Origin of the sequence: Streptomyces sp. NPDC014623 (assembly GCF_043088245.1) — a bacterium.
Taxonomy (GTDB): Bacteria; Actinomycetota; Actinomycetes; order Streptomycetales; family Streptomycetaceae; genus Streptomyces.
In genome coordinates this window covers 231,149-257,247 of sequence record NZ_JBIBZU010000002.1, presented here as the reverse complement: position 1 = coordinate 257,247, position 26,099 = coordinate 231,149, and the positions used below count along the sequence as shown (strand labels likewise).

23 protein-coding genes, 1 tRNA gene and 2 pseudogenes are annotated in these 26,099 nt (G+C 72.0%); 8 read left to right on the top strand and 18 right to left on the bottom strand.

Going from position 1 to position 26,099, the window contains the following annotated elements:
* Positions 1-63 precede the first annotated feature (63 nt).
* Both ACF1FZ_RS05145 and ACF1FZ_RS05140 read left to right on the top strand, forming a co-directional pair.
* On the top strand, positions 64-696 hold the full coding sequence (locus ACF1FZ_RS05145) for a phosphatase PAP2 family protein (protein WP_391771993.1): 633 nt from the start codon (positions 64-66) through the stop codon (positions 694-696).
* Complete coding sequence (locus ACF1FZ_RS05140) at positions 672-923, top strand: three-helix bundle dimerization domain-containing protein (protein WP_391772214.1); 252 nt, start codon at positions 672-674, stop codon at positions 921-923. The genes ACF1FZ_RS05145 and ACF1FZ_RS05140 overlap by 25 nt, the downstream gene beginning before the upstream one ends.
* A 140-nt stretch (positions 924-1,063) precedes the next feature.
* Here ACF1FZ_RS05140 and ACF1FZ_RS05135 read toward each other — a convergent pair whose 3' ends face one another.
* From ACF1FZ_RS05135 to ACF1FZ_RS05120, 4 genes and pseudogenes are all read right to left on the bottom strand, one after another.
* Positions 1,064-2,554 carry a SulP family inorganic anion transporter gene (locus ACF1FZ_RS05135; protein WP_391771992.1) on the bottom strand — a complete coding sequence of 497 codons (1,491 nt, stop codon included), beginning with the start codon at positions 2,552-2,554 and terminating at the stop codon, positions 1,064-1,066.
* 35 nt (positions 2,555-2,589) lie between these two features.
* Positions 2,590-2,775 (bottom strand): annotated as a pseudogene (locus ACF1FZ_RS05130) (hypothetical protein); the annotation flags it as partial.
* Complete coding sequence (locus ACF1FZ_RS05125) at positions 2,775-3,149, bottom strand: ArsR/SmtB family transcription factor (RefSeq protein ID WP_391771991.1); 375 nt, start codon at positions 3,147-3,149, stop codon at positions 2,775-2,777. The pseudogene ACF1FZ_RS05130 and the gene ACF1FZ_RS05125, both read right to left, overlap by 1 nt.
* A 41-nt stretch (positions 3,150-3,190) precedes the next feature.
* The gene (locus ACF1FZ_RS05120) at positions 3,191-4,252 is read right to left on the bottom strand and encodes a flavin-containing monooxygenase (protein ID WP_391771990.1); all 1,062 of its coding nucleotides are present in this window, start codon (positions 4,250-4,252) and stop codon (positions 3,191-3,193) included.
* A 110-nt stretch (positions 4,253-4,362) separates the two neighbouring features.
* Between ACF1FZ_RS05120 and ACF1FZ_RS05115 the strand changes: the two genes are divergently transcribed.
* Positions 4,363-5,766: an NAD(P)-binding domain-containing protein gene (locus ACF1FZ_RS05115; protein ID WP_391771989.1), complete on the top strand. Its 1,404-nt coding sequence runs from the start codon at positions 4,363-4,365 to the stop codon at positions 5,764-5,766.
* 143 nt (positions 5,767-5,909) lie between these two features.
* Positions 5,910-7,013, top strand: a complete 1,104-nt coding sequence (locus ACF1FZ_RS05110; protein ID WP_391772213.1) for an MFS transporter — start codon at positions 5,910-5,912, stop codon at positions 7,011-7,013.
* 412 nt (positions 7,014-7,425) lie between these two features.
* On the opposite strand, the gene ACF1FZ_RS05105 is transcribed toward ACF1FZ_RS05110, so the two are convergent.
* The 3 genes from ACF1FZ_RS05105 to ACF1FZ_RS05095 all read right to left on the bottom strand — a co-directional run bounded on the left by ACF1FZ_RS05105 (position 7,426) and on the right by ACF1FZ_RS05095 (position 9,473).
* Positions 7,426-7,498: transfer RNA gene (locus ACF1FZ_RS05105), tRNA-His, on the bottom strand.
* Positions 7,499-7,624: 126 nt separating this feature from the next.
* The gene (orn, locus tag ACF1FZ_RS05100) at positions 7,625-8,230 is read right to left on the bottom strand and encodes an oligoribonuclease (protein ID WP_391771988.1); all 606 of its coding nucleotides are present in this window, start codon (positions 8,228-8,230) and stop codon (positions 7,625-7,627) included.
* Between the two features lie 10 nt (positions 8,231-8,240).
* On the bottom strand, positions 8,241-9,473 hold the full coding sequence (locus ACF1FZ_RS05095; protein WP_391771987.1) for a helix-turn-helix domain-containing protein: 1,233 nt from the start codon (positions 9,471-9,473) through the stop codon (positions 8,241-8,243).
* An 837-nt stretch (positions 9,474-10,310) separates the two neighbouring features.
* Here ACF1FZ_RS05095 and ACF1FZ_RS05090 point away from each other — a divergent pair.
* Positions 10,311-10,832 carry a universal stress protein gene (locus ACF1FZ_RS05090; RefSeq protein ID WP_391771986.1) on the top strand — a complete coding sequence of 174 codons (522 nt, stop codon included), beginning with the start codon at positions 10,311-10,313 and terminating at the stop codon, positions 10,830-10,832.
* Positions 10,833-10,901: 69 nt separating this feature from the next.
* On the opposite strand, the gene glmS is transcribed toward ACF1FZ_RS05090, so the two are convergent.
* The 9 genes and pseudogenes from glmS to ACF1FZ_RS05045 all read right to left on the bottom strand — a co-directional run bounded on the left by glmS (position 10,902) and on the right by ACF1FZ_RS05045 (position 22,128).
* Positions 10,902-12,731 carry a glutamine--fructose-6-phosphate transaminase (isomerizing) gene (gene glmS / locus ACF1FZ_RS05085; protein WP_391772212.1) on the bottom strand — a complete coding sequence of 610 codons (1,830 nt, stop codon included), beginning with the start codon at positions 12,729-12,731 and terminating at the stop codon, positions 10,902-10,904.
* A gap of 57 nt (positions 12,732-12,788) precedes the next feature.
* Complete coding sequence (locus tag ACF1FZ_RS05080) at positions 12,789-13,064, bottom strand: hypothetical protein (protein WP_391771985.1); 276 nt, start codon at positions 13,062-13,064, stop codon at positions 12,789-12,791.
* Positions 13,065-13,143: 79 nt separating this feature from the next.
* The gene (locus ACF1FZ_RS05075) at positions 13,144-13,677 is read right to left on the bottom strand and encodes a hypothetical protein (RefSeq protein ID WP_391771984.1); all 534 of its coding nucleotides are present in this window, start codon (positions 13,675-13,677) and stop codon (positions 13,144-13,146) included.
* A 451-nt stretch (positions 13,678-14,128) separates the two neighbouring features.
* Positions 14,129-14,895 (bottom strand): annotated as a pseudogene (locus ACF1FZ_RS05070) (siderophore-interacting protein).
* A 155-nt stretch (positions 14,896-15,050) separates the two neighbouring features.
* Complete coding sequence (locus ACF1FZ_RS05065) at positions 15,051-16,079, bottom strand: ABC transporter substrate-binding protein (protein WP_391771983.1); 1,029 nt, start codon at positions 16,077-16,079, stop codon at positions 15,051-15,053.
* A 252-nt stretch (positions 16,080-16,331) separates the two neighbouring features.
* Positions 16,332-17,498 (bottom strand): acyl-CoA dehydrogenase family protein, encoded by a 1,167-nt coding sequence (locus ACF1FZ_RS05060; RefSeq protein WP_391771982.1) that lies wholly within the window; start codon positions 17,496-17,498, stop codon positions 16,332-16,334.
* 7 nt (positions 17,499-17,505) lie between these two features.
* Positions 17,506-18,435 (bottom strand): hydroxymethylglutaryl-CoA lyase, encoded by a 930-nt coding sequence (locus ACF1FZ_RS05055; protein ID WP_391772211.1) that lies wholly within the window; start codon positions 18,433-18,435, stop codon positions 17,506-17,508.
* Positions 18,436-18,449: 14 nt separating this feature from the next.
* Complete coding sequence (locus tag ACF1FZ_RS05050; RefSeq protein WP_391771981.1) at positions 18,450-20,498, bottom strand: biotin carboxylase N-terminal domain-containing protein; 2,049 nt, start codon at positions 20,496-20,498, stop codon at positions 18,450-18,452.
* A 13-nt stretch (positions 20,499-20,511) separates the two neighbouring features.
* Positions 20,512-22,128: a carboxyl transferase domain-containing protein gene (locus ACF1FZ_RS05045; RefSeq protein ID WP_391771980.1), complete on the bottom strand. Its 1,617-nt coding sequence runs from the start codon at positions 22,126-22,128 to the stop codon at positions 20,512-20,514.
* Positions 22,129-22,239: 111 nt separating this feature from the next.
* Here ACF1FZ_RS05045 and ACF1FZ_RS05040 point away from each other — a divergent pair, with 111 nt between their 5' ends.
* Entirely contained in the window at positions 22,240-22,854 is a 615-nt protein-coding gene (locus ACF1FZ_RS05040) for a TetR/AcrR family transcriptional regulator (RefSeq protein ID WP_391771979.1), read from the top strand.
* Positions 22,855-22,866: 12 nt separating this feature from the next.
* On the opposite strand, the gene ACF1FZ_RS05035 is transcribed toward ACF1FZ_RS05040, so the two are convergent.
* The gene (locus ACF1FZ_RS05035) at positions 22,867-23,364 is read right to left on the bottom strand and encodes a MarR family winged helix-turn-helix transcriptional regulator (protein ID WP_391771978.1); all 498 of its coding nucleotides are present in this window, start codon (positions 23,362-23,364) and stop codon (positions 22,867-22,869) included.
* A gap of 94 nt (positions 23,365-23,458) precedes the next feature.
* Here ACF1FZ_RS05035 and ACF1FZ_RS05030 point away from each other — a divergent pair, with 94 nt between their 5' ends.
* Entirely contained in the window at positions 23,459-23,890 is a 432-nt protein-coding gene (locus ACF1FZ_RS05030) for an HGxxPAAW family protein (protein ID WP_391771977.1), read from the top strand.
* A gap of 84 nt (positions 23,891-23,974) precedes the next feature.
* Positions 23,975-24,775, top strand: a complete 801-nt coding sequence (locus ACF1FZ_RS05025) for a phosphatase (RefSeq protein ID WP_391771976.1) — start codon at positions 23,975-23,977, stop codon at positions 24,773-24,775.
* Between the two features lie 54 nt (positions 24,776-24,829).
* Here the strand turns inward: ACF1FZ_RS05025 and ACF1FZ_RS05020 are convergent, their stop codons facing one another.
* The gene (locus tag ACF1FZ_RS05020; protein WP_391771975.1) at positions 24,830-26,062 is read right to left on the bottom strand and encodes a cytochrome P450; all 1,233 of its coding nucleotides are present in this window, start codon (positions 26,060-26,062) and stop codon (positions 24,830-24,832) included.
* Positions 26,063-26,099 lie beyond the last annotated feature (37 nt).

Below are 26,099 nucleotides of genomic sequence, written 5' to 3'. Positions count from 1 at the left end.
GCAGCGCTGACCATCGCCCTGGTCGTCGCCGGCGCGCAGCCCGTTCTGCGCCTGGACCAGGCGGTGGCCGTGCGTCTGCACGCGGCGGCGCTCCAGCACCCCGGCCTCACGCACGCCAGTCGGATCGTCACCGACTGGGTCGTCGACCCGTGGACCATGCGCCTGTTGCTCGCCGCAGCCGTGGCGTGGCTGTGGCACCGGCGCCAGCGGCTCCTCGCCTGGTGGGTGGCCTGCACCTCCGCCGTGGAATGGGCGCTGCGAACAGTGCTGCGCTGGACCATCGGCCGCGACCGGCCCGAATGGGAACGCCCCGTCGACTCCGCCGAATTCGCCGCCATGCCCTCGGGCCACGCCATGACCACGGCCGCCACCTGCGTGCTGCTGCTGTGGCTCGCCCGTATCACCCACCTGCCGGCCGGCCTGGTGCGCCTCGGGGCGGTCACCGCCGCTGTCGCCGTCGCCGCCGCCTGTTTCACCCGGGTCTTCCTCGGCGTGCACTGGCTCACCGACACCCTTGCCGGGACCCTCCTCGGTGCCGCGCTGGCCACAGGCTCCGCTGCGACCTGGCACGCCGCCCGGCCACACGAGGACGCGGCCCGGACGGGGGCCGCGCCCGCCCCCGACGATCTGGGCCAGGGCCTGCGACAGCCCCGCCCGAGCAGATATCGTGAATCGACATCGGAGACCGATATCTGAAAGGGAGTCCCGTCACAGACAGCGAGCGCTCCCTCGACCGCGTCATCGAGCACCTTGCCGCCCGCTTTCCGCACCACGGCGAACAGGTCGTCGCCGAGGCCGTCTATGCCACCCACACCCGGCTCCGCCGGAACGCGACCGTCACGACGCACCTGGCCGCGCTGACCCAGCGGCAGACCGGCGACACCCTCGCCCGTAACCTGCCCCGGCGCAAGACGACCACCTGACAGGGCCCGCCCTCCCCTTCCTCCCCGGCTTCCGCATCCGCGCTGTCCGGTGTCGTATAGCTACGGCGTACGGACATGTAGCGCGAACGGCGAGGGGACCCCGGCCAGGTGCCGGGGTCCCCTCGCCGTTCGGGACCGGGTCAGTGGCTGCCGGCGAGTTCGCCGGTGAGCTTGGAGTGGAGGTCGGCGCTGGGGTCGTTCAGGCCGATGATCTCGACGGTCTTGCCACGCTGGGCGTACTTGGTCTCGATGGCATCCAGGGCGGCGACGGAGGAAGCGTCCCAGATGTGCGCGGAGGACAGGTCGATGACGACCTTGGCGGGGTCGGCGGCGTAGTCGAACTGTCCGACGAGGTCGTTGGAGGAGGCGAAGAACAGCTCGCCAGTCACGGTGTACAGGACGCTCGTGCCGTTCGGGGCGACGAGCCGGGTGACTTCGGCGAGGTGGGCGACGCGCTTGGCGAAGATGACCATGGCGGTGACAGAGCCGACGACGACGCCGATGGCGAGGTTGTGGGTGGCGACGACCGCGGTGACGGTGATGACCATGACGGCGATCTCGCCGGCGGGCATCCGCCGAAGGGTCTTGGGGGCGATGGAGTGCCAGTCGAAGGTCGCGAACGACACCATGATCATGACTGCGACCAGGGCGGCCATCGGGATGTCGGAGACGAGCGGCCCGAAGACGATGCAGAGCACCATCAGGAAGGCGCCCGCGAGGAACGTGGACAGCCGGGTGCGGGCGCCGGACACCTTCACGTTGATCATCGTCTGGCCGATCATGGCGCAGCCGCCCATGCCGCCGAAGAAACCGGTCACGATGTTGGCGATGCCCTGGCCGATGGACTCGCGCGTCTTGCTGGAGTGGCTGTCGGTGATCTCGTCGACCAGCTTGGCGGTCATCAGCGACTCCACCAGCCCGACCAGCGCCATCGCGAACGCGTACGGGGCGATCGTCGTCAGCGTGTCCATCGTGAACGGCACGTCCGGCAGGCCGGGGACGGGCAGGGAGGACGGCAGTTCGCCCTTGTCGCCCACGGTCGGCACGGCGATGCCGGCCGCGATCGTGGTCATGGTCAGGACGGCGATGGAGACGAGCGGGGCGGGAACCACGGTGGTGATCTTCGGGAAGAACACCATGAGCGCCAGCCCGCCGATGATCAGCGGGTACACCGCCCACGGCACGTCGCGCATCTCGGGGACCTGGGCCATGAAGATCAGGATGGCGAGGGAGTTGACGAAGCCGACCATCACCGAGCGCGGGATGAACCGCATCAGCTTCGCCACCCCGAGCGCGCCCAGGGTGATCTGGAAGACGCCGGCCAGGATGACGGCGGCGATCAGGTAGCCCAGGCCGTGCTCACGGTTGAGCGGGGCGATCACGAGGGCGATGGCGCCGGTCGCGGCGGAGATCATCGCGCGGCGGCCGCCGACGATCGAGATGACCACGGCCATGGTGAACGAGGCGAACAGGCCGATCGCCGGGTCGACCCCGGCGATGATCGAGAACGAGATCGCCTCGGGGATCAGTGCAAGGGCGACGACCAGGCCCGCGAGGACCTCGGTGCGCCAGACCTTCGGGTTGTTCAGCCAGTCGGGCTTCAGGCCGCGCAGGCGCGCGACTGGGGGCACGGCGGTAGCGGAAGACAAGAGTTCAGGAACCTGTCGTGCTCGGCCAGCTTCGCGGCCTCGAACGCCTCCCACGATGGTGGGCTGGTCTCGAAGGTGGCGTCGCCCTCGTCGATGCCCGCCTGGTAGATCGCCAGCACCTGCTCGGCGTGCTCCGCCGTCAGCGGCGCGACCACCGTGCTCACTGCCCCGCCCACCGCTTCCCCCGGTGCCGCTCTGATCATCAGGCCGCGGCCGGCAGGGTCAGCAGCTTGCCCATCGCGGCGAGCACCGACGGCTCGACCCGGTAATACACCCAGGTGCCGCGCCGCTCGGAGGTCAGCAGCCCCGCCTCCTTGAGCTTCTTCAGGTGGTGGGACACCGTGGGCTGGGAGACGCCGACATCGGAGATGTCGCACACGCACGCCTCCCCGCCCTCGTGCGACGCCACCGCCGAGAACAGCCGCAGCCGGACCGGGTCGCCCAGCGCCTTGAACATCCGCGCGGCCCTCTCGGCCTCCCCGGCACTCATCGGGCGCTCGGTCAGCGGCGGGCAGCACGGCACCGCACCCTGACCGTCGGCGGGCTCGAGCAGCGGCAGCACCTTCGCATTCGACATGCGTCTATGTTGACACATGTCGAACCAGTGCGGGGGGTCCGTCACCGGCGTGCGAGATAGGCGGCCAGCTGCCGGGCGATGCGCTCCGCGTCCCGGCCGACGCCGCGCAGCGAGTTCGACGACAGGCTGCGCTGCCATTCCAGCCCGACGAACGCCAGGCCCGGCACGTTGGTGGCCAGGCCCTCGCGATGCCGGGGGTTTCCTTCGGCATCGAGAGCGCCGTCGAGGGCGGTGAGGTAGGGCAGGTCGGGGCGGTAGCCGGTGGCGAGCACGATCGCGTCGGCCTCCTCCCGCCGCCCGTCCGTCCAGACGAGGTTGGACCCGTCGACGCCGGTGAACAGCGGTCGCCGGTCGGGCCGTCCGGCAGCCAGGGTGGCCCGGTAGCGGCCGTCGTCGAGGACCGGCTGCGCCGGCGGACGCGTAAGGAACCGGCCAAGAGGTGCAGCGTCCAGGCCGGTGCGGGCCGTCCAGAAGTGCAGGTCTCGGCCAAGGATGCGCTGGGCCGCGAACTTCACAGGCCCGCGGGTGGCGAGCGTGACACGTGCGGTGGCGGCCAGTTCGGCGGCGATCTGCACCGCAGAGTTGCCGGCCCCGACCACGACCATCCGGCCGCCGGTGAAGGGGGCCGGGCTGCGGTAGTCGGCGGCGTGCAGCACCTGGCCGGTGAACTCCTCAAGGCCCTGCAACGCCGGCCGGTGCGGCCGGCCGAACGTCCCCGAGGCCGCGACGACGGCCCGCGCGGACAGCCGGCCGCCGCGCTCCAGCTCCACCTCGAAGACGTCGCCGGTGCGGCGGACCGCGCTGACGCGACAGCCCGTGCGGATCTCGGCGTCCAGGCGGTCGGCGTAGGCGGCGAGATAGGCGACGACCTCATCGCGGTGCGGGTAGCGGTCCGGGTCCGAGCCCGGGAACGGCATCCCGGGCAGGGAGCTGTACCGGGCGGGCGAGAACAGCGTGAGGCTGTCGTAGTAGCGCGGCCACGACCCCGCCGCCCGATCGGACGCCTCCACCACCACCGGCCGCAGCCCGCGCCGCAGCAGGGCGTGGGCGGTGGTGAGGCCCGACTGGCCGCCGCCGATCACGGCGACATCGATGTGCTCCATCAGTGAATCCCCCTGGTTTCGATAAACGTCTATGTTGACGCTTATCAATACAGGTGCCATGCTGGGCCGCGCAAGCCATCGACAGATGTCGAACCACGCAAGGAGTCGCCGTGAACGCGCCCGCCCCCACCGAGCTGCCCGTCATCGTGATCGGGGCCGGACCCGCCGGACTGGCCGCCGCCGCCCACCTGGTCGACCAGGGCATCGAGCCCCTGGTCCTGGAGGCCGGGTCCACTGCTGGCGCCGCAGTGCGCGAGTGGAGCCATGTGCGCCTGTTCTCCACCTGGGGCGAGGTCGTCGACCCGGCCGCCGAGAAGCTCCTGGCCCCCACCGGCTGGACACGGCCCGGCCCGGCGACGTACCCGTCCGGCGGGGACTGGGCCGAGCTGTACCTGCAGCCGCTCGCCGATGTCCTCGGCGAGCGGGTCCGTACCGGCGCCACCGTCACCGGCGTCTCCCGGGCGGGCAGGGACCGGATCGTGGACGCCGACCGCGAGCAGCAGCCGTTTGTCGTACACGTCGCTTACGCCGACGGCCGTGAGGAGCGTGTCTTCGCCCGCGCGGTCATCGACGCCTCCGGCACCTGGGCCACGCCCGGCCCGGCCGGCGGCAGCGGACTGCCCACGCTCGGTGAGAAGGCCGCCGCGGACCGGATCACCTACCGTGTCCCGGACCTGAAGGACCGGGCCGTGCGCGCCCGGTACGCGGGCAAGCGCACCGCCGTGATCGGCTCCGGCGCCTCCGCCTTCACCGCCCTCGCCTACCTCGCCGACCTCGCCAAGTCCACAGACGGGGCGGGCACGAAGGGCGTGTGGATCCTGCGCCGGGGTATCTCCGGCTCCACCTTCGGCGGCGGCGAAGCCGACCAGCTCCCCGCGCGCGGCGCACTCGGGCTGGCGGCGAAGGCCGCCGTCGACGAGGGCCACGCGGACGCGGTCACCGGCTTCCGCACCGAGGAGATCGAACGCGACGCCGACGGCCGCCTGGTCCTGGTCGGTGAAGACGGGCGCCGCCTGGACGCGGTCGACGAGGTGATCGTCCTGACCGGCTTCCGCCCCGACCTGTCCTTCCTGAACGAGCTGCGCCTGGGTCTCGACGAACGCCTCCAAGCACCGGTCGAGCTGGCTCCGCTGATCGACCCCAACCAGCACTCCTGCGGCACCGTCTACCCTCACGGCCACCGTGAGCTCTCCCACCCCGAACAGGGCATCTATCTGGTCGGCATGAAGTCCTACGGCCGCGCCCCGACGTTCCTGGCCATGACCGGCTACGAGCAGGTCCGCTCGGTCGCCGCCGCGATCGCCGGCGACCTCGCCTCCGCCGACCGCGTCGAACTCACCCTGCCCGAGACCGGCGTCTGCGGCGGCGCCGGCCTCTTCGACACCCCCGACGCGCAGGAAGCCGACGGCGGCGGCTGCTGCGCGCCCGCACCGCAGCTCGTCCAGCTCGGCGCCCCCGCCGCGGTCGGGGCGGCTGCTGAGGAGGCTCCGGCGGGCGGCTGCTGCGGCTCGTGACCGACCTGAACACCCGCGACAGCGGGGCCGCGACCGGAACAGGGGACCGGTCGCGGCCCCGCGCCGCCCTGCCCGCCCTCTGCGCCACGCAGATCACCAGCTGGGGCATCGTCTACTACGCGTTCCCCGTCCTCAATCCGCAGATCACCGCCACGACCGGCTGGCCGGCCGGGGCGACCACCGCGGCGTTCTCCCTCGGCCTCGTCGTCTCCGCCCTCGCCGGGATCCGCGTCGGGCGGATCCTCGACCGGCGCGGCCCGCGCGCCGTCATGACCCTTGGCTCCGTGCTCGGCGTGGTCAGCCTGCTGATCGTGGCTGCGGCCCCGAACGTCCCAGTCTTCATCGCCGGTTGGTTGCTTGCCGGGCTCGCGATGGCGGCCACCTTCTACCAGCCCGCGTTCGCCGCCCTCACCCGCTGGTGGACCCCCGACCACGTACGGGCCCTCACCATCGTCACCCTCGCCGGCGGACTCGCCTCCACCGTCTTCGCACCCTTGACCGCAGCCCTCGCCGACCACCTGGCCTGGCGCCATACCTACCTCGTCCTCGCCGGCATTCTCGCCGCCGTCACCATCCCCGCCCACGCCCTGGCCCTGCGCGCCCCCTGGCCAGACGCCCCAACCAGCCCCGCGCACAGGGCCGAAGGCGCTGCCGAGATCGGGCGCAGCCGGCCGTTCCTCCTGCTCGCCGCCGCCTTCACCCTGTCCGGCTTCGCGATGTACGCCGTCGTCATCGCCCTCGTCCCCCTCCTCCTGGACCGCGGATACACCACCAGCCAGGCCGCCTGGGCCCTCGGCATCGGCGGCGCCGGACAAACCCTCGGCCGCACCCTCTACGCCACCCTCGCCCGCCGCACCACCGCCACCGCCCGCACCATGATCCTTATCGCCCTCGGCGCACTGACCACCGCCGCCTTCGCCGCCGCACCTGGCCCGTACGCCCTGATCATCGCCGTGTCGGTCGTAGCCGGCATGGTCCGCGGCAACCTCACCCTCCTCCAGGCCACCGCCATCACCGACCGCTGGGGCACCACCCACTACGGCCACCTCTCCGGACTCCTCGCCGCGCCCGCCCACACAGCAGCAGCCCTCGCGCCGTTCGCCGGCGCCGCCCTGGCCGTGCCCCTCGGCGGCTACGGACCACTCTTCTGCCTCCTCGCCGCCGTCTCTGTGGCCGCCGCACTCATCACACCGAGGACGGCCACCGACGCCGTACGCCGCCCCGAACGACGGCCCCGCAGGCGTTGACCACAACTGATCATTGATGATCTTCCCTTCCGAGGATTGCGCTCCCGAGTTACACCGCTCGTTTGACAGACCCGGTCCTGCTCGGGCTCGACGAAGCCCCGGCCGGGGAGCCCACCCGTAGGGCCACTGCTGTGTGTGGGCGTCGACGAGCCCCTCGGAGGACGAGCCCCTCGGAGGCCTCGGCCTGCCCGGCTCTCCTCGGACCTCCCGGCTTCCAGGGCGCCGCCGCGGCCCCCTGGAGCCGGCGCACCTGAAAACTCGCCGTTCCGTCCTCGCGGAGCCGCTTCCTGATCGCTGCCAGGGGCGCACGCCAGGCCGGAAGCCCGGCGGTGCGGGGGCGTGGTGGGGCCGGCCTGGAGGACGAAAAAGCCCCTGACCGGCGTTTCCGCAGGTCAGGGGCTTCTCTGAAGAGGGTGAGTAACGGGACTTGAACCCGCGACATCCTGGACCACAACCAGGTGCTCTGCCAGCTGAGCTATACCCACCATGTCGTCCGGTCCTTCACTGACCGGCCGAGAAAAAGTGTACAGGGTCGAAGAGGGTGCTCGCGCCCGCGTATTTCCGGAGGGGGTGCACGGGCCCCGGAGGGCCCGTGACCAGCGGTGGTGCGCCTACTGCCCGGCGGACGACGTGTGGCGCGCCGCGATCTCCTTGGCGCGGACCGAATCCGGGCCGGGCTGCGGCACGAAGACCGCGTCCCGGTAGTAGCGCAGCTCCGTGATGGAGTCGCGGATGTCGGCCAGCGCCCGGTGGTTGCCGTTCTTGTCCGGACTGTTGAAGTACGCCCTCGGGTACCAGCGGCGCGCCAGCTCCTTGACCGAGGACACATCGACGATCCGGTAGTGGAGGTAACCCTCCAGCGACGGCATGTCACGCGCCAGGAAGCCCCGGTCGGTGCCGACCGAGTTCCCGCAGAGCGGAGCCTTGCCCGGCTCCTTCACGTGCTCGCGGATGTACGCCATGACCCGCTCCTCGGCATCGGCCAGGGTCGTGCCCCCGGCCAGCTCCTCGAGGAGGCCCGAGGCGGTGTGCATCTGCCGCACCACCTCGGGCATGGTCTCCAGGGCCGCGTCCGGCGGGCGGATCACGATGTCCACCCCTTCACCGAGCACGTTCAGTTCCGAGTCGGTGACCAGCGCGGCCACCTCGATGAGTGCGTCGTCCGTCAGCGAGAGCCCGGTCATCTCGCAGTCGATCCACACCATACGGTCGTTCATGGACCCCACCCTACGGGGCGCTGCGCTGCCCCGGCAGGGCCGGGCGGCCCGGAGCGTACGCCTCGGAACCCGGTCCGGGGCGGTCCGCGAGACCACCGGGAGCGGCGGCCGCGACGGCCGGGGAGAGGCCGGCCGAGGACGCCACCGCGGACCGCCGGCCCGGCGCCGTGCCCTGGGGGGGTACGGACGTCTCCAGTGCCGTGGTGACGCTCTCCAGCACCCCGCCCTGCGGCCGGCGGGCCCGGTAGGCGGCCCGGTACGCGGCGGGGGAGGAGCCCAGCTGGCGGCGGAAGTGCCCGCGCAGCGCGACCGGCGAGCGGAAGCCGCAGCGGCCCGCGACCTCGTCGACCGAGTAGTCGGAGGTCTCGAGCAGCCGCTGCGCCTGCAGCACGCGCTGGGTGATGAGCCACTGGAGCGGTGCGCTGCCCGTGAGCGAGCGGAACCTGCGGTCGAAGGTCCGCCGGCTCATGTAGGCGCGCGCGGCCAGCGTCTCCACGTCGAACTGCTCGTGGAGGTGCTCCAGGGCCCAGGCCACGACCTCGGCGAGCGGGTCGGAGCCGATCTCTTCGGGTAAAGACCTGTCGAGGTAGCGCTCCTGACCACCGCTGCGCCGCGGGGGTACGACGAGCCGGCGGGCCAGGGCCCCGGCCGCCTCGGTACCGTGGTCGGTACGGACTATGTGGAGGCACAGATCGATTCCGGCCGCCGTCCCGGCCGAGGTGAGCACGTCGCCGTCGTCGACGAACAGCTCACGCGGGTCGACGTGCACCGACGGATAGCGCTTGGCCAGCGTCGGTGCGTACATCCAGTGCGTGGTGGCCGGGCGGCCGTCCAGCAGGCCGGCGGCGGCGAGGACGAAGGCCCCCGTGCAGAGTCCGACGATGCGGGCACCCTCCTCATGGGCGCGGCGCAGCGCGTCCAGGGCCTCTGCGGGCGGCGGGGAGGTGATGGACCGCCAGGCGGGCACCACGACGGTGCCGGCCCTGCTGATCGCCTCCAGGCCGTACGGTGCGCTGAGTTCGAGCCCGCCGGTGGTGCGCAGCGGTCCCTCCTCGCCCCCGCAGACGAGCAGGCGGTAGCGGGGAACGCCCGCGTCCTGCCGGTCGATTCCGAAAACTGAGAGCGGAATGGAGCTCTCGAAAATAGGGCCGCCACTGAACAGCAGCACGGCTACGACTTCTCGGCGTCGCCGCCCGGTCAGTTTCCGTGCGGCCTCCGTTGCGGTGGCGGAGTCCTGGCTCATGACGCTAAGCCCCCCTCGGTGTTCGCGTCTTCCTGGTCCCTACGGGCCTGCCGCTCCTGCACGTTTCCCCTCGGTCTCGCACGCGTCCCCAGCTCTCGAATTCCAAGATCGAATCTACTGCGTTCCGTGGTCCCGACGTGACACGTTCCCCCACCGGCACTATGTCGACAAGGCAACTTGGCGCGAAGCGTTCGATCACGAAGCGTTCCACTCGTGAGCGCCACAGGGAAGTGCGCGTAGCGATCATGGCCCGTCCCCGTAGGGTCAAAGCGTACCGCGCGGTCTATTCCTGCCTGGTGGCACGTGGGTTGGGCGGCTGTGACGCCAAGAAAAGCAGGGGAAGGCGAAGTTGGCCGAAAACCGATGGTCGCGTGCGCGTATTCCAGTCATGCGACCGGCGCACGCCCTCTGTCCCGCCGGGTTTCCACGCGTCTCCAGCCCCTTTCGAAGCCCTCCGGACGTCGGGGGCGAACGATGCGCAGTCGCGCGACGGCGGGGCGTGACGGGCCGGGCGGGAGGGGGAATGGCGCATTCGGCCGCCCCGCATCCGGCCGTACGGCCGGGACGCCGCGAAGACCGGACGGGTGCGACCGGGACCCGCCGGGGGGGGGGCGTCAGCTCGATGTACGACGCAACCGCCATTGCCATACAGGGCGGTCTCCGGCATGCTCCCTCCATTGCCGCATGCGCTGTGCGAGGACTGGGCAGCGCAGGAGTGGCGCCGTACCCTTGGGGGTAGGGGGTTGGGAAGACGTTTCCCGGACACAGCTGCACCGCGCGCAGGTACACCTCCACAGCCGCTCCCTCCTCACGAGGACTCTCTTCGCCGAGACACCGATGGCCGGTCACGAAATCCCTGAACCCGCAGACCGCAAGCAGGTAGCCGACCCCGGGTCGGAGCCGCAGCCGGTCGCCGAGTCGCGCCCCTCGTGCGATCCCGCCTTCCGGCATGGTGTCGTGGTCGGATTCGACGGCTCCACGTCCAGCGAGCGCGCCCTCGCCTACGCCATCGGCATGGCGAACCGGCACGGCTCCGGGCTGATCATCGTCCATGTGGCCAACCGGCTGCCGACCACGGTCTGGGCAGGATGCGAGCCGCCCGTCTTCGTCGACGTGCCCGACCACCGCACCGAGGTCCTGGGCCTGGAGCTGGCGTGCGCGGACTACCTCACCGAGGTGCCCTGGGTGCTCGTGGAGCGTGGCGGGGACATCTGCCACGAGCTCGAGGAGGTCGGCCGGGAGTACTCGGCCGACGCGATCGTCGTCGGTTCGACGCACGGCATCGTGGGCCGGATCTTCGGATCCGTGGCCGGCCGTCTCGCCCGGCGCGCCCAGCGCCCGGTCATCGTCATCCCCTGAACCCCGACAGGCCCCTGACGTCACGTCAGGGGCCTGTCGCGTCCACCTCCGGCGGCGGGACGGGCGGGACTACTCGACGGTGACCGACTTCGCCAGGTTGCGCGGCTTGTCGATGTCACGGCCCATGGCCAGCGCCGTGTGGTAGGCGAGCAGCTGCAGCGGGATGCCCATCAGGATCGGGTCCAGCTCGTTCTCGTTCTTCGGGACGACGATCGTGTGGTCGGCCTTCTCCTGCTCGCGGTGGGCGACGGCGAGGATGCGTCCGCTGCGGGCCTTGATCTCCTCCAGCGCGGCGCGGTTCTTCTCCAGCAGGTCGTCGTCCGGGACGATCGCGACGGTGGGGAGAGCCGGCTCGATGAGTGCCAGCGGGCCGTGCTTGAGCTCCGAGGCGGGGTAGGCCTCGGCGTGGATGTACGAGATCTCCTTCAGCTTCAGGGAGGCCTCCAGCGCGACCGGGTAGCCCCGGACCCGGCCGATGAACATCATCGACTGCGCGCCCGCGTACTCCTCGGCCAGCTTCTTGATCTCGTCCTCCGACTCGAGGATCTGACCGATCTGCTCCGGCAGCCTGCGCAGGCCCTCGATGATCCGCTTGCCGTCGGACACCGACAGGTCGCGTATGCGGCCCAGGTGCAGGGCGAGCAGCGCGAAGGCCACGACGGTGTTGGTGAAGCACTTGGTGGAGACGACGCAGACCTCGGGGCCGGCGTGGACGTACATGCCGCCGTCCGCCTCACGGGCGATCGCCGAGCCGACGACGTTCACGACGCCCAGGACGCGCGCGCCCTTGCGCTTGAGCTCCTGGACGGCGGCCAGCACGTCGTAGGTCTCACCGGACTGCGAGACGGCGACGTAGAGGGTGTCGGGGTCCACGACCGGGTTGCGGTAGCGGAACTCGGACGCGGGCTCGGCGTCCGCGGGGATGCGGGCCAGCTCCTCGATGAGGCCGGCGCCGATCAGGCCCGCGTGGTACGACGTGCCGCAGCCCAGGATCTTGATCCGGCGGACCCCGCGGGCCTCGCGGGCGTCCAGGTTCAGGCCGCCCAGGTGCACGGTGGAGAAGCGGTCGTCGATGCGGCCGCGCAGCACCCGGTCCACGGCGTCGGCCTGCTCGGAGATCTCCTTGTGCATGTACGTGTCGTGGCCGCCCATGTCGTACGACTCGGCCTCCCACTCCACGGTGGTCGGCGTGGCCGTCGTGGTCGAGCCCTCCGTGGTGTACGTACGGAAGTCGTCGGCCTTGAGGGTGGCCATCTCACCGTCGTCCAGGGTGACGATCTGGCGGGTGTGCGTGACCAGGGCGGCCACGTCGGAGGCGACGAACATCTCCTTCTCGCCGATGCCGAGCACGACGGGGGAGCCGTTGCGGGCGACGACGATGCGGTCGTTGAAGTCGGCGTGCAGGACGGCGATGCCGTACGTGCCCTCGACGGACTTCAGCGCCTCGCGGACCTTCTCCTCCAGGGTGAGCGCCTGCGAGCGGGAGATCAGGTGGACCAGCACCTCGGTGTCGGTCTCGGAGAGGAAGACGACGCCGTCGGCGACCAGCTTCGCGCGGATCTCGGAGGCGTTGTCGATGATTCCGTTGTGGACGACGGCGACCTTGCTCTCCGCGTCCAGGTGCGGGTGCGCGTTCTCGTCGCTCGGAGCGCCGTGGGTGGCCCAGCGGGTGTGGGCGATGCCGGTGGTGCCGGCGAACCGCTTGGGTACGCGGGCCTCCAGCTCGCGGACCCGTCCCTTGGCCTTGACCATCTTCAGGGCGCCGGGCCGGCCCGCCGGGGCCTTGCCCGTGATGACGATGCCCGCGGAGTCGTAGCCCCGGTACTCCAGCCGCTGCAGGCCTTCCAGCAGCAGCGGAGCCACGTCACGCTTCCCGATGTAACCGACGATCCCGCACATGGATTTCTGCCCCTCCATCGACGTACAAAAGTTCGGTGCCCGGCCGGCCCGTCCTGATCAGCCGTAGACGATGCGGCGCAGCTGGCGGAGCGAGAGCTCCTGCGGCGCCACCGCGCGGTGCGGCAGCTCTGCCGCTATCCGCTCGAAGATCTCCGGGTTCACCAGGCCGCCCGCCTGTAGTTCCCGGTGGCGGCGCCGGACGAAGTCCTCGGTCGTCTCGTCGAAGTACGCCAGCACGTCGAGGATCACCCTGGCGGCCTCGCCGCGCTGGAGCGCGGTGGAGCGTACGAGGTGGTCGATGAGGTCGTCATGCGCGGAGCGGCGTTCGAGCACCCGTCGATATTGCGCGGAACGAAGTCGTTACGCAAGAAATCTGCCCGATTTCGGGCAGAGATCACCTCCGGTGACATCCTTATGCCGGAACTGAACCTTTTGTACCTATTCGATGTCGACGGCCCTCCTCGCCGGACTCGCCGACGAGGACGGGGCGGCCGGGCCCGGCATCCGTGGTGAAGGTGGCGTGTTCGCGTCTGGCGTCCGGCCGGGCCGGTCCGGTTCCGGACGCCGCCCCGGGAGGCGCGGCCCGGTATGCGCCGCCCCCGGAGCCGCGCCGGCCGTCGTGGGCGGCAAAGGCAGGGTGCCCCTCCCCGCCCACGCCTGCCCCGACGGCCTGGAAACCGGCCACGGCGAGCCGCTCGGAGGCGGTCGGTTCCTCGACCGGCCCGTACGCGGTTTTGGCCAGCGCGCAGGTGATCTCCTCCAGTCGCACGGGAAGGCCCTGCGCCGGCGGACCCGGCGCGAAGCGCGGTCCGGCGAAGGAATCCCACGCGTCCGGGGAAAGCTTCGAGCCGTACCGGTGACGCGTGACGGCCGGCCCGGCGCCGGCCTGCCGGTGGTCCGGAGCGAAGGCGCGGGCGGCGAGCCGGTGCCCGGCCGCGCCGCGCACGCGGCGGCGCGGTGACCGTTTCGGGCGGAGCGCGCCCCGGCCGGGCGCCGTCCGTCGTCCGGAGGTCCGGCTCCGTCGGTGACGTACGCGCTGCGCAGGCACCCGGAGGAAGGCCTGCCCCATGGGGCCGATGCCGTAGGCGTGGGCCGCGGCGCCCTGGACCCGGACGCCGCCCGGATCCGACCGGTGGAAGGCCGGCGCGGCATGCCCGGTGGCGCGGGCCGGGACCGCACCGCCCGGGGCTCGCAGCGCCTGCCCGGCTCGCAGCCCCCGCCCTGCTCCTCCTGGCGCGGGCCGGGACTGTACGCCCTGCCGGATGCCCGGGTCATACGTAACCGACTGTACGGTTTGGTTGAATCGGGCACTGTTCAGTGCGTCGCGGACCGGAACGCCGGGTGAACTCAACGGCAGGCAGGAGGAGGCCGGTGAGGACCCGGGGCGCGCAGGCGCGTCACGCGGCCTCCCGCACCGCTTCCTCCCTCAGCTGTTCCTCGCTCGGTCCGCGCCGCCGGTAACCGGCGAAGGTGACGCGCCCGCGTCCGAACCCCCGCTCCTGGACGAGGTGGCGGCGCAGCCCGCGAACCCCCGAGGACGCGCCGGCGATCCAGGCGTAGGGAGCGCCCTCGGGGAGTCCGGCGCCGCGCCCGGCGTCCACGACCGGGGGGCACCCTCCTCCCGCACGAGCCAGGTGATGTGCGCCTCGGCCTCGGTGCGGAGCTCCAACCGTTCCTGCGGGTGCGGGACCTCCAGCCGGACCCGGGCCTTCGTCCCGGCCGGCAGCCACTCCAGGGCGGCCGGGGCGGCGGGCAGGACCCGTCTCGCCGGTGCGGATCAGCGCCCGTCCGGTGTCCTGGGGAGACCGGAAGCGGGCACCGGTGTCCTCCCGGACGGCGGGACCCGGCACGAGGAGCGGCTGTCCCGGCGCGGCGGCCTCCGCCCAGCGGCAGGCCGGCCCGCCGTGCTCGTGCAGCGCGAAGTCGATGCCGGTCTCGGTCGAGCCGTCCGCGGCTCGGCGCTGCGCGCGCACGGTGTACGACCGCATGACCGGCCTGACGCCCGGGGCAGGGCTCGCCAGGCGGAGAACCACTCGCCGTTCCCGTCGGCCGGGACCACGGCCTCGGTCCGGCCCGGAGGCGGCAGGAAGATCGAGAGGCTCTGGTCCCGGCCGCCGGCGGCGAAGCCGTCGCGCCCCGGGCCGCCGAGAGTGATCCTCCGCATCGACGGGCTCAGCCGGCTGGTCCGCAGGACCGTCAGGCCGAAGAGTCGGAAGGGGCGATGGCGGGCGCGGCAGCGGTCGCCGTCTGAGCGGCCTCCCGGGACCGGGACCGGGAGGGCGGGGGCCGGCCGGGAGGTGCTCCCGGCCGGGCCGCAGGTCAGCTGACCTTCTCGGCCTTCTCGATGGCCTCGGCGAGGGCGTCGAGGATCGGCGTGCACTTGTCGTAGGAGTAGATGGGCTCCGTCGTGCGCGGGATGACCTGGCCGGCCTTCACGGCGGGCAGCTGGGCCCAGGTCGGCTTGGAGGTCAGGGTGTCGGGCTGCAGGGCCGAGGAGCGGTTGTCCATCATGATGATGTCGGCGCCGTACTTGTCGACGTTCTCCCAGCTCAGCTCCTCGAAGAAGCCGGCCGCGTTGACCTTCGGCTCGACGAACTGCACGCCGAGCTCCTGGAAGTAGAGGGTGTCGGCGGACGTCTTGGCGAGCGAGACGTAGAACAGGTCCTGGCTGGCCGAGCCGACCATGACCTTGATGTTCGGCTGGGACTTGGCGGCGGCGCGCAGCCTGGCCGCCGCCTTCTCGAACGCGGCCTTGGCGTCGGTGACCTTCTTGGACCTGACGTCGGCGCCGAGGGAGGCCGCGAGGTCCTCGTGGCGCTGGATCGCCTTCGGGACCGTGGTCTGCGCGGCCCACAGGGCGACGCTCGGGGCCAGCTGGAGGATCTTGTCCTTGGACTGGTCCGGCACGTACCAGAGGGCGTCCTTCTCCCACATGGCGGTGACGAGGAGCTCCGGTGCGAGACCGGCGTACTTCTCGACGTTGAACTCGCCCCAGACGTTGCCGAGCACCTCGACCTTGCTGATGTCGAGGTCGCCCGCCTGCACGTCGGCCTTCCCGGCGGAGGTCTTCGTCGGACCGAAGACGCCCTTCACCTCGACGCCGTAGTCGTGGAGCGCGGCGGCGACACCGATGAACGCGACGATGTTCTTCGGTACGGAATCGGCCTCGGCCGTCTGCCCGCGGTCGTCCTTGAAGGACCAGGGGCCGGACTTCTCCGTACCCGAACCCGAGGCGGAGCCCTTCTCGTCGCCGTCACCGCAGGCTGCGAGGACGGCACCGAGACCGACGGCACCACCGGCGGCCAGCAGGCCGCGGCGGGAGAGTGAGCTGGTCCGGAGGTTGGGCATGAGTGTGTCTGCTTTCGTACGCGCCCCAGGGCGCCCGCTGACGATTCGAAGGAAGGCTAGCCTAACCTCACATATCGCAGACAGGGGGGCAAGGGGGAGCAGCCGTTCCGTTACCGGACAGAAAGAGGAAACCGCCCTCCCGTGACCGGGGGACGGTTTCCGTCGCACGCGTCCGGCCGCCCACACCCACGAGGGTCCCGGCCGTGGCGGACCTCATGGGGCCCGTCGGCACGCATCCGGGACCCTCGGTCGTCAGGCGTTCATGCCCAGCTCCCGGGCGATCAGCATCCGCTGGACCTCGCTCGTGCCCTCGCCGATCTCCAGGATCTTGGAGTCGCGCCACATCCGGGCCACCGGGTACTCGTTCATGAAGCCGTAGCCGCCGTGGATCTGCGTCGCCTCGCGGGCGTTGTCCACCGCCACCGTCGACGAGTACAGCTTCGCGATCGCCGCCTCCTTCTTGAACGGCTCGCCCGCCACCAGTCGCGAGGCCGCGTCCCGCCAGCCGATCCGGGCCATGTGTGCCCGCATCTCCATGTCCGCGATCTTGAACTGGATGGCCTGGTTGGAACCGATCGGCTTCCCGAAGGCGTGCCGTTCCCCCGCGTACTTCAGCGACTCGTCCACACATCCCTGCGCCAGCCCCGTCGCCAGCGCCGAGATGGCGATCCGGCCCTCGTCCAGGATGCGCAGGAACTGCGCGTACCCGCGGCCCTCCTCGCCCAGCAGGTTCGCCGCCGGTACGCGGACGTCGGAGAAGGACAGTTCACGGGTGTCCGAGGCGTTCCACCCGACCTTGGAGTACGGGGCGGCCACCGTGAAGCCGGGGGTGCCGGAGGGGACGATGATCGCGGAGATGCGGGGGGCGCCGTTCTCCTTGCGGCCGGTGACCGCCGTGACCGTCACCAGTTCCGTGATCTCCGTACCGGAGTTGGTGATGAAGCACTTGGAGCCGTTGATCACCCACTCGCCGGTCGCCTCGTCCAGCACGGCGGTCGTCCGGGTGCCGCCCGCGTCCGAGCCGCCGTCCGGCTCCGTCAGCCCGAACGCGCCGAGCGCCTCGCCCGAGCAGAGCTTCGGCAGCCACCGCTGCTTCTGCTCCTCGGTCCCGAAGAGGTGGAGGGGCATGGCGCCGAGCGAGACCCCCGCCTCCAGGGTGATCGCCACGGACGAGTCGACCCGGGCCAGCTCCTCCAGGGCGATTCCCAGGGCGAGGTAGTCACCGCCCATGCCGCCGTACTCCTCCGGGAAGGGCAGGCCGAACAGGCCCATCCGTCCCATCTCCCGCACGATCTCGTACGGGAACTCATGGCGTTCGTAGAAGTCGCCGATCTTCGGGGCGATCACATCGTGTGCGAACTCCTCGACGGTGCGGCGCAGTTCCTCGTGCTCGGCGGTCAGCCGGTGGTCAAGGGACATCGGTGCTTCACTCCTCGTGGGAAAGCGCGCGGACGGTTCGGGACGGGCTCGGGCGGCCCAGTTGTTCGGACATCCACACGCTCGTGGCGGTGAGTGCGCCGAGATCGACCCCGGTTTCGACACCGAGGCCGTCGAGCATCCACACGAGATCCTCGGTGGCGAGATTCCCGGTGGCGCTCCTGGCGTAGGGGCAGCCGCCGAGGCCGCCCGCCGAGGCGTCCACCGTCGTCACCCCGTGCCGGAGCGCGGTCAGGGTGTTGGAGAGCGCCTGGCCGTACGTGTCGTGGAAGTGCACCCCGATCGTCGCGGTGGGGACTCCTGCCTCGTCCAGTGCGGCGAGCAGCGCCGTGACGTGGCCCGGGGTGGCCACGCCGATCGTGTCGCCGAGCGAGAGCTCGTCGCAGCCGAGGTCCATCAGCGCCTTCGCGACCCGGACGACCTGCGCGACGGGCACGGCCCCCTCCCACGGGTCGCCGAAGCACATCGACAGGTAGCCGCGTACGTGCACCCCGGCGTCCCCGGCCCGGGCCACGACCGGTTCGAACATGGCGAGCGACTCGTCCACCGTGCGGTTGAGGTTGCGGGCGGCGAACGTCTCGGTGGCCGAGCCGAACACGGCGATCCGGCGGGCGCCGAGCGCGAGCGCCCGGTCCAGGCCGCGCTCGTTCGGCACGAGTACGGGCAAGGCCACGTCCCCGCCGTCCGCGAGCTCCCCGAGCATCGGGAACAACTGCTCCGCGTCCGCCAGCTGGGGCACCCACTTCGGGTGGACGAAGCTGGTCGCCTCGATGGTGGAGAGCCCGGCCTCCGCGAGCCGGCGGACGAACTCCGCCTTCACCCCGGTCGGTACGACGGCCTTCTCGTTCTGCAGCCCGTCGCGGGCGCCGACCTCATGGATGCGGATCCGGGCCGGCAGCCCCGGCGCGGGCACCGTCATGGGCAGTCCGGCAGTCACGACTCCTCCTTCGGTGCCACCACGGCCAGGACCTGGTCCATGGCGACCGTGGTGCCCGCGGAGACGTCCAGCTCGGTGACGGTTCCGGAGTGCGGGGCGGAGATGACGTGTTCCATCTTCATCGCCTCGACGACCAGCAGGCTCTGCCCGGCCACGACCTCGTCGCCGACCGAGACCTTCACCACCGTGACGGTCCCTGGCATGGGCGCGGCGAGCGTGTCCGCGCCCGCACGCGCCGCGCCGCTGAGGGACGCCTCCACCGGGTCGTGGTCCTGGACGTGCCAGGCGTCCCCGTCCCGGCCGAGCCAGACCCCCTCCGGGGACGAGGCCAGACTGAACGTGTGGGTCAGACCGTCGAGTTCGACGACGACACGCCGCCCGGACGCCTCGACGAGCCGGGACCTCTCCGCGCCCGGCAGCGACGGCACCGGCCCGCAGGCGTCCGCCGTCTCCTCCCGGTCCCCGGCGTGGCCGAACGTCAGGGCGGCGGTGCCCTCCGCACCCGTACGCAGGCCCACGCGCACCGGGGCGTGGCCCGGGACCCGGAAGTGGTGGAAGGTTTCCGCGGGTGTGCCGCCCAGTCGCCAGCCGCTCGGCACCGAGAACGGATCGACCCAGCCGGCCGCGGGCGCGGGGGAGGGCCGCCGCAGCAGCGCCGCCGCCGCGTAGACCTCTTCCGGCACCCCGTGCGGCACCAGGCCGTCCGCCTCCCGCTCCACCAGGCCGGTGTCCAGCTCACCCGCGGCCACCGCCGGATGGGCCAGCAGCCGTCGCAGGAAACCGGCGTTGGTCGGCACCCCCAGCACCACCGTGTCCGCCAGCGCCGCGCGGAGCCGGCGCAGCGCCGTGGGCCGGTCGGGACCGTAGGCGATGACCTTCGAGAGCATCGGGTCGTAGGTGCTGCCGACCGGCACGCCCTCGCTGAGCCCCGAGTCCGTCCGCACGCCGCCGCCCTGCGGCTCGTGCAGCGCGAGCACCGTGCCGCCGGACGGCAGGAAGCCCCGGGCCGGATCCTCCGCGCAGACCCGGGCCTCGACGGCGTGCCCCGTCAGCGTGATGTCGGCCTGCGCGTACGGGAGACGCTCACCGGAGGCGACCCGCAGCTGCCACTCCACCAGGTCGAGGCCGGTGATCAGTTCGGTCACCGGGTGTTCCACCTGGAGGCGGGTGTTCATCTCCATGAAGTAGTACGAGGACGGGTCGTTGCCCGGGACGATGAACTCGACCGTGCCCGCGCCGACGTATCCGCAGGAACGGGCGGCCTGGACGGCGGCCTCGCCCATCGCCGCGCGCGTCGCCCCGTCGAGCAGGACCGAGGGCGCCTCCTCGATGATCTTCTGGTGGCGGCGCTGGAGCGAGCACTCGCGCTCACCGAGGTGCACCACGTTGCCGTGGCCGTCGGCCAGGACCTGGATCTCGATGTGCCGGGGCCGGTCGATCCACCGCTCCACGAGGAGCGTGTCGTCGCCGAACGAGGCGCGCGCCTCGCGCCGGGCCGCAGCGATCTCGTCGGCCAGCAGCGCCTCCTCGCGCACCAGCCGCATGCCCTTGCCGCCACCGCCCGCGGACGGCTTCAGCAGCACGGGCATCTCGATCTCCCGTGCGGCCGAGGCCAGTTGCGCATCGGTGAGCCCGCTCCCGGAGGAACCGGGCACCACCGGGACCCCGGCCGCGGCGACGGTCTCCTTGGCACGGATCTTGTCGCCCATCAGGGAGATCGCCGAAGCGGGCGGGCCGATGAAGACCAGCCCCGCCTCCGCGCACGCGCGGGCGAAGCCCGCGTTCTCGGCGAGGAAGCCGTAACCCGGGTGGACCGCCTCGGCGCCCGTGCGGCGGGCGGCGTCCAGCAGCCGCTCCACCGACAGATAGCTCTCCGCGGCCGGGGCGGGCCCGATCCGTACCGCCGTATCGGCCTCCCGTACGTGCCGGGCGTCCGCGTCGGCGTCGCTGAAGACGGCGACCGACCGCACGCCGAGCTCGCGCAGCGTCCGGATGACCCGGACCGCGATCTCGCCACGGTTGGCGACCAGAACAGTGCTGAACATGGAAGTCCTCACATCACATCCGGAAGACGCCGAACTGGGGGTCGCCCAGCGGGGCGTTGGCACACGCGGTCAGGGCGAGTCCCAGCACCTGCCGGGTCTCCACCGGGTCGATCACCCCGTCGTCCCACAGCCGGGCGGTGGCGTAGTAGGCACTGCCCTGCTGCTCGTACTGCGCGCGGACCGGGTCCTTGAAGGCCTCTTCCTCCTCGGCGGGCCACTGGTCACCGTGGCCCTCGATCTGGTCGCGCTTGACGGTGGCCAGCACGGAGGCGGCCTGCTCACCGCCCATGACCGAGATCTTGGCGTTCGGCCACATCCACAGGAAGCGCGGCGAATAGGCCCGGCCGCACATGGAGTAGTTCCCGGCGCCGTAGGAGCCGCCGACCACGACCGTCAGCTTCGGCACCCGCGTGCACGCCACGGCCGTGACCATCTTGGCGCCGTGCTTGGCGATGCCGCCGGCCTCGTAGTCCCGGCCGACCATGAAACCGGAGATGTTCTGCAGGAAGACCAGCGGGATGCCGCGCTGGTCGCACAGCTCGATGAAGTGGGCGCCCTTCTGGGCGGACTCGGAGAACAGGATCCCGTTGTTGGCGACGATGCCGACGGGATGGCCGTGGATCCTGGCGAAACCGGTGATCAGGGTCTGGCCGTACTCCGCCTTGAACTCGGCGAAGCGGGAACCGTCCACCACCCGGGCGATGACCTCCCGCACGTCGTAGGGCGTACGCGAATCGACGGGCACCGCCCCGTACAGCCCGGCGGGGTCCGCCTTCGGCTCCTCGGCGGGCTCCACGGACCAGGGGAGCGGGGCGCGGCCGGGGAGGGTGGCGACGATGTTCCGCACGATCCGCAGCGCGTGCGCGTCGTCCTCGGCGAGGTGGTCGGTGACCCCGGAGGTGCGGGAGTGCACCTCACCGCCGCCGAGCTCCTCCGCCGTCACGACCTCACCGGTGGCCGCCTTCACGAGCGGGGGCCCGCCGAGGAAGATCGTGCCCTGGTTCCGGACGATGACGGCCTCGTCGCTCATGGCCGGGACGTACGCCCCGCCGGCCGTGCACGAACCGAGCACCGCCGCGATCTGCGGGATGCCGGCGCCGGACATCCGGGCCTGGTTGTAGAAGATCCGCCCGAAGTGGTCCCGGTCGGGGAACACCTCGTCCTGCATCGGGAGGAACGCGCCGCCCGAGTCCACCAGGTACAGGCAGGGCAGCCGGTTCTCCAGGGCCACCTCCTGGGCGCGGAGGTGCTTCTTCACCGTCATCGGGTAGTAGGTGCCGCCCTTGACGGTCGCGTCGTTGGCGACGACCACGCACTCCCGGCCGCTGACCCGCCCGATCCCGGCGATCACCCCGGCGGCCGGTGCCGCGCCGCCGTACAGCCCCTCTGCTGCGAGGGGCGCCAGCTCCAGGAAGGGCGAGCCCGGATCGAGCAGCGTGTCCACCCGCTCCCGGGGCAGCAGCTTGCCGCGCGCCACATGCCGGGCGCGGGCCTTCTCACCCCCGCCGAGCCGTGCCGTGGCGAGCCGCGTGCGCAGTTCCTCGGCGAGCGCGTGATGCGCCGCCTCGTTGGCCTGCCAGGCCTCCGAGGCGGGATCGGCCGCGCTGACCAGGACCGGTGCCTGCTGCATCCTGTCGAGCCCCCTTGCCCGTACCGCTGAGCCGGACGATAGTTAATGAGCGTTAACGCATATGGCGCTCAGGTTAACGAGCGCTAACCCGCCTGTCTAGAATGAATTCTCATGAGCACCCATGCCGCCGCCCGAGTCGCGGCTCCCACCCGCCGCGAGCAGATCCTCAGGGAGGCGGCCCGCCTCTTCGCCGAGCGCGGCTTCCACGGTGTGGGGGTCGACGAGATAGGGGCGGCGGTGGGCATCAGCGGGCCCGGCCTCTACCGCCACTTCCCCGGCAAGGACGCGATGCTCGCCGAACTGCTCGTCGGTATCAGCGAGCGCCTGCTGGCCGGCGGCAGGCTGCGCGTCACCGAGGACGGCGCCTCCCGTGACGGCTCCCCGGAGGCGCTCCTGGACGCCCTCATCGAGGGCCACATCGACTTCGCCCTGGACGACCGTCCGCTGATCACTCTCCACGACCGTGAGCTGGACCGCCTGCGCGACACCGACCGCAAACGGGTGCGCCAGCTCCAGCGGCAGTACGTGGAGGTCTGGGTCGAGGCCGTCCGCGCCCTCTACCCGGCCCTCGCGGAGAGCGAGGCCCGGGTCACCGTGCACGCGGTCTTCGGCCTGCTGAACTCCACCCCCCATCTGACCCGCCCCGAAGCGCTCCCGGACCGCACGGCCACGGCCGCCCTGCTGCACCGGCTGGCGCGGGGGGCCTTCGAGGCCGCGGCGTCGTGACTCCGGGGGAGGTCAGGCGCCCTTTCCGTCCTCCCCGTCCCTGATCTCCTCGAGTGATTCCTCCATGGCCGCCCGCGCCCGCGTGAACCAGTCGGCCAGTACGGCGATCTCGTCCGGCCCGTAGTCGGCGAACAGGCCGCTCAGGCGTGCGTAGAACGGGCCGTACACCGCCAGGACGCGCGCCTGCGCCGATTCGTCCATCACCACGTGCACCCGGCGCCGGTCGCCCGGGACGGCCTGACGCCGGGCGTAACCGGCCTTCTCCAGGCGGTTGAGCACACCGGTCACCGCGCCGGTGGTCAGCCGCGCCCGCTCGGCGAGGTCGCCCGCGGTGAGTGCCGTGCCGGCCGGGGCGGCCTCCATCACGAAGCCGAGGCACGTCAGATCGGTGGTGTTCAGACCGAGCCGCCCGGCGATGTCGTGCTGGCCGAACTGGGCGAGCGCGATCATCCGGTCCATCGCCTGCAGCGCCTGGTCGGCCGTCGCCTCCGGGCGCTTCTTGCCGTCCACGGAAAATCCCCTTAGTGTCTAAGTTGCTTAGTTCGTAAGTCATCGGTGCGGGGTCGGGTCCCGTCGCTGAACTATCACACTCCGAGGAGCCGACGTGAGCGCACATGGTGACCACGACCTGGGCCACACCGTGGCCGGCTGGACCGGTACGGCCCTGGGGGTGCTGGGCAGCGCGGTGCTGGGAGCGGCCGTGATCACCACGTCCGCCGCGCTGCTGGGGCTCGGCGCCGTCGTCGTCGCGCTGGCGGCCGCGACCTGCTGGGCCCTGCATCTGGCGGGCTGGGGCAAGCCCACCGGACCGCGCCCGAAGAGCCGCCAGGGCTGGCGCTCCCGCGACACCTCCGCCCGCCGCGGTCATCCCGGCTGCCTGGGCTGCCGGATGGCGGGCCGGGGCCGGCTCCGCCCCGCCGCGGCCGCGGGCCTCCCCTCGGCTCCCGCCCCGCCGGCTCCGGCCCCCTCGGTTCCCGCCCTGCCGGTGAGTGACGGGCACCTGCCCGGCGGCCCGGTGCGGACGGGAGCGGTGTAGCCCCGCGGCGGGCCGTACCGGCGGATGGAGACCGCCGTGCGGGACACCCGGCACACAGTGCGTCGTCGACGGCACAATGGGTGCATGCCGATACCCAGCCGCGCTGCCCTCGTCGAGCACCTCGTCCGCACCCGCATCGCGGGCGATGTCGCCACCCCCCGCGACAACAACCTCTCCCACTACCGTCAGCTCGCCAACGGCAACCGCCACTTCTGGCTGGGGCTGGAACTCGGCGACCGCTGGGCCGACGAGCAGGACGTGCTGGCCGTGATGGCCGAGAGGTGCGGGGTCAGCGACGACCCCGAGCACCGGCAGGGGCAGGACACCATCGACCCGGAGCTGACGGTCGACGCCCTCGACCGGATGGCGGCCCGGCTGCGGAAGGCGGCGGCGGGCCGGGAGCGGGTGCTGTTCGCGACCGGGCACCCGGGCGGGCTGCTCGACGTGCACCGGCGGACCGCGGACGCCCTGCGGACCGCCGGCTGCGAGATCGTCACGATCCCCGGTGGCCTGACGGCCGACGAGGGCATGGTCTTCCAGTTCGCGGACGTCGCCGTGCTGGAGCGCGGCGCGACCCTGTGGCACACGCACTCGCCGGTCCCGATGACCGCCGTCCTGGACGGCCTGGAGCGCGAGGGCCGGCCACAGCCCGACCTGGTCGTGGCCGACCACGGCTGGGCCGGGTGCGCGGGACAGCGCGGGATCGACTCGATCGGCTACGCGGACTGCAACGACCCCGCGCTCTTCCTGGGCGAGGCGGAGGGCACCCTCCAGGTCACCGTGCCGCTGGACGACCATGTCGCCGACCCGCGCTACTACGACCCCATGACCGACTACCTGCTGGACGCGGCCGGGCTGCTCCCCTCCGCCGGCCGGGCGCGGTGAGCCGCCGGCTTCGGGGGATCCGGGTCCCCACGGGGGCGCGAGAGGGAGGTCCGGTCACGGCGTCCGAGGGCGCAGGCGGACGGGCAGCGACCGGTGGCCGTTGCTGATCAGTGAGGGAATCGGCCCCATGTCACCTTCCGTGGGAGCGAGTTCGGCGTCCGGGAAGCGGGTGAAGAAGGCGCTCAGCGCGGCCTCCCCCTCCATCCTGGCCAGGGCCGCGCCGAGGCAGAAGTGGATGCCGTGGCCGAAGGCGAGGTGCTCCTTGGTGATGTGGGTGACATCGAAGGCGTGGGGGTCATCGTGCCAGCCGGGATGGCGGTTGGCCGCAGCGTAGGAGGCGAGGATGGCCTCCCCCGCGGCGATGGTCCGCCCGCCGGGCAGCGGGATGTCGGTCACGGCGAACCGCAGGGGGAGGTGTTTGACCGGAGGGGAGTGACGCAGGGTCTCCTCCACGACGTCCGGCCACGACGCGCGGCCCTCCCGGAGGTGGGCGAGCTGGTCCGGGTCGCCGAGCAGGGCCGTGATGGCCTGGTCGAGCAGGTTGCCGGTGGTCTCGTAACCGGCGTTGATCATCAGGAGCAGCGTGTCGCGCAGCTCCTCCTCGGTCAGCCTCTCCCCGTCGGCGCCTCCCTCGCCGAGGGTGATCAGCACGGACGCCATGTCCTCACCCGGCGCGGCACGCTTGGCGGCGATGAGGGCGTCGAGCATGCCGTACAGCCGCGCCGTGTTGGCGGCTGCCTCCTCGGGGGACAGGGTGGTGGCGAACACGTCGCTGACGAGGACGCGGAACTCACCGGCCCGGTCGGCGGGGACGCCCAGCAGCCTGCCGATGACCGTGATGGGCAGCGGACAGGCGAACCGCTCGCGGACGTCGGCGACCTCACCGGGGGGTGTGGACTCCAGAGCGTCCAGGAGGTCCTCCACGATGCCGTCGACGGCCGGTTTCAGCGCCGCGATGCGCCGGGCGCTGAACGCCGGGGCGACGATACGGCGCAGCCGCCGGTGGTCGCCTCCGTAGGCGGTGAACATGTTCGTGGCGGCGACCCACAGGGCGAGCGGCCAGGTCCGGAGGGCCTCCTCGAAGCCCGGCCAGTGCCGGCGCGCGTCCTTGGAGACGTCAGGGCTGGTCAGCAGCTCCTTCAGCAGGGCCGGGTCGGACACGGACCAGGCCTCCACACCGAGGATGTCGATACGCGTCGCGGGGCCCCGGGCGCGTAACAGCTCGTGTTCGGCGTCCGCTTCGAGGGCGGCGGGATCAAGGACGAGGGGGGCGGGGTGCTCGGGCACGGTTGTTTCTCCTGGGCCGGGGAGGCGGTCGCCACGG

Coding starts and splice junctions, on each gene's coding strand:
- ACF1FZ_RS05025 (WP_391771976.1), top strand. CDS start 23,975: ATGCCGATACCCAGCCGCGCTGCCCTCGTCGAGCACCTCGTCCGCACC.
- ACF1FZ_RS05120 (WP_391771990.1), bottom strand. CDS start 4,252: ATGGAGCACATCGATGTCGCCGTGATCGGCGGCGGCCAGTCGGGCCTC.
- ACF1FZ_RS05045 (WP_391771980.1), bottom strand. CDS start 22,128: ATGCAGCAGGCACCGGTCCTGGTCAGCGCGGCCGATCCCGCCTCGGAG.
- ACF1FZ_RS05055 (WP_391772211.1), bottom strand. CDS start 18,435: ATGACGGTGCCCGCGCCGGGGCTGCCGGCCCGGATCCGCATCCATGAG.
- ACF1FZ_RS05060 (WP_391771982.1), bottom strand. CDS start 17,498: ATGTCCCTTGACCACCGGCTGACCGCCGAGCACGAGGAACTGCGCCGC.
- ACF1FZ_RS05090 (WP_391771986.1), top strand. CDS start 10,311: ATGGCCGGTCACGAAATCCCTGAACCCGCAGACCGCAAGCAGGTAGCC.
- ACF1FZ_RS05095 (WP_391771987.1), bottom strand. CDS start 9,473: ATGAGCCAGGACTCCGCCACCGCAACGGAGGCCGCACGGAAACTGACC.
- orn (WP_391771988.1), bottom strand. CDS start 8,230: ATGAACGACCGTATGGTGTGGATCGACTGCGAGATGACCGGGCTCTCG.
- ACF1FZ_RS05050 (WP_391771981.1), bottom strand. CDS start 20,498: ATGTTCAGCACTGTTCTGGTCGCCAACCGTGGCGAGATCGCGGTCCGG.
- ACF1FZ_RS05125 (WP_391771991.1), bottom strand. CDS start 3,149: ATGTCGAATGCGAAGGTGCTGCCGCTGCTCGAGCCCGCCGACGGTCAG.
- glmS (WP_391772212.1), bottom strand. CDS start 12,731: ATGTGCGGGATCGTCGGTTACATCGGGAAGCGTGACGTGGCTCCGCTG.
- ACF1FZ_RS05065 (WP_391771983.1), bottom strand. CDS start 16,079: ATGCCCAACCTCCGGACCAGCTCACTCTCCCGCCGCGGCCTGCTGGCC.
- ACF1FZ_RS05040 (WP_391771979.1), top strand. CDS start 22,240: ATGAGCACCCATGCCGCCGCCCGAGTCGCGGCTCCCACCCGCCGCGAG.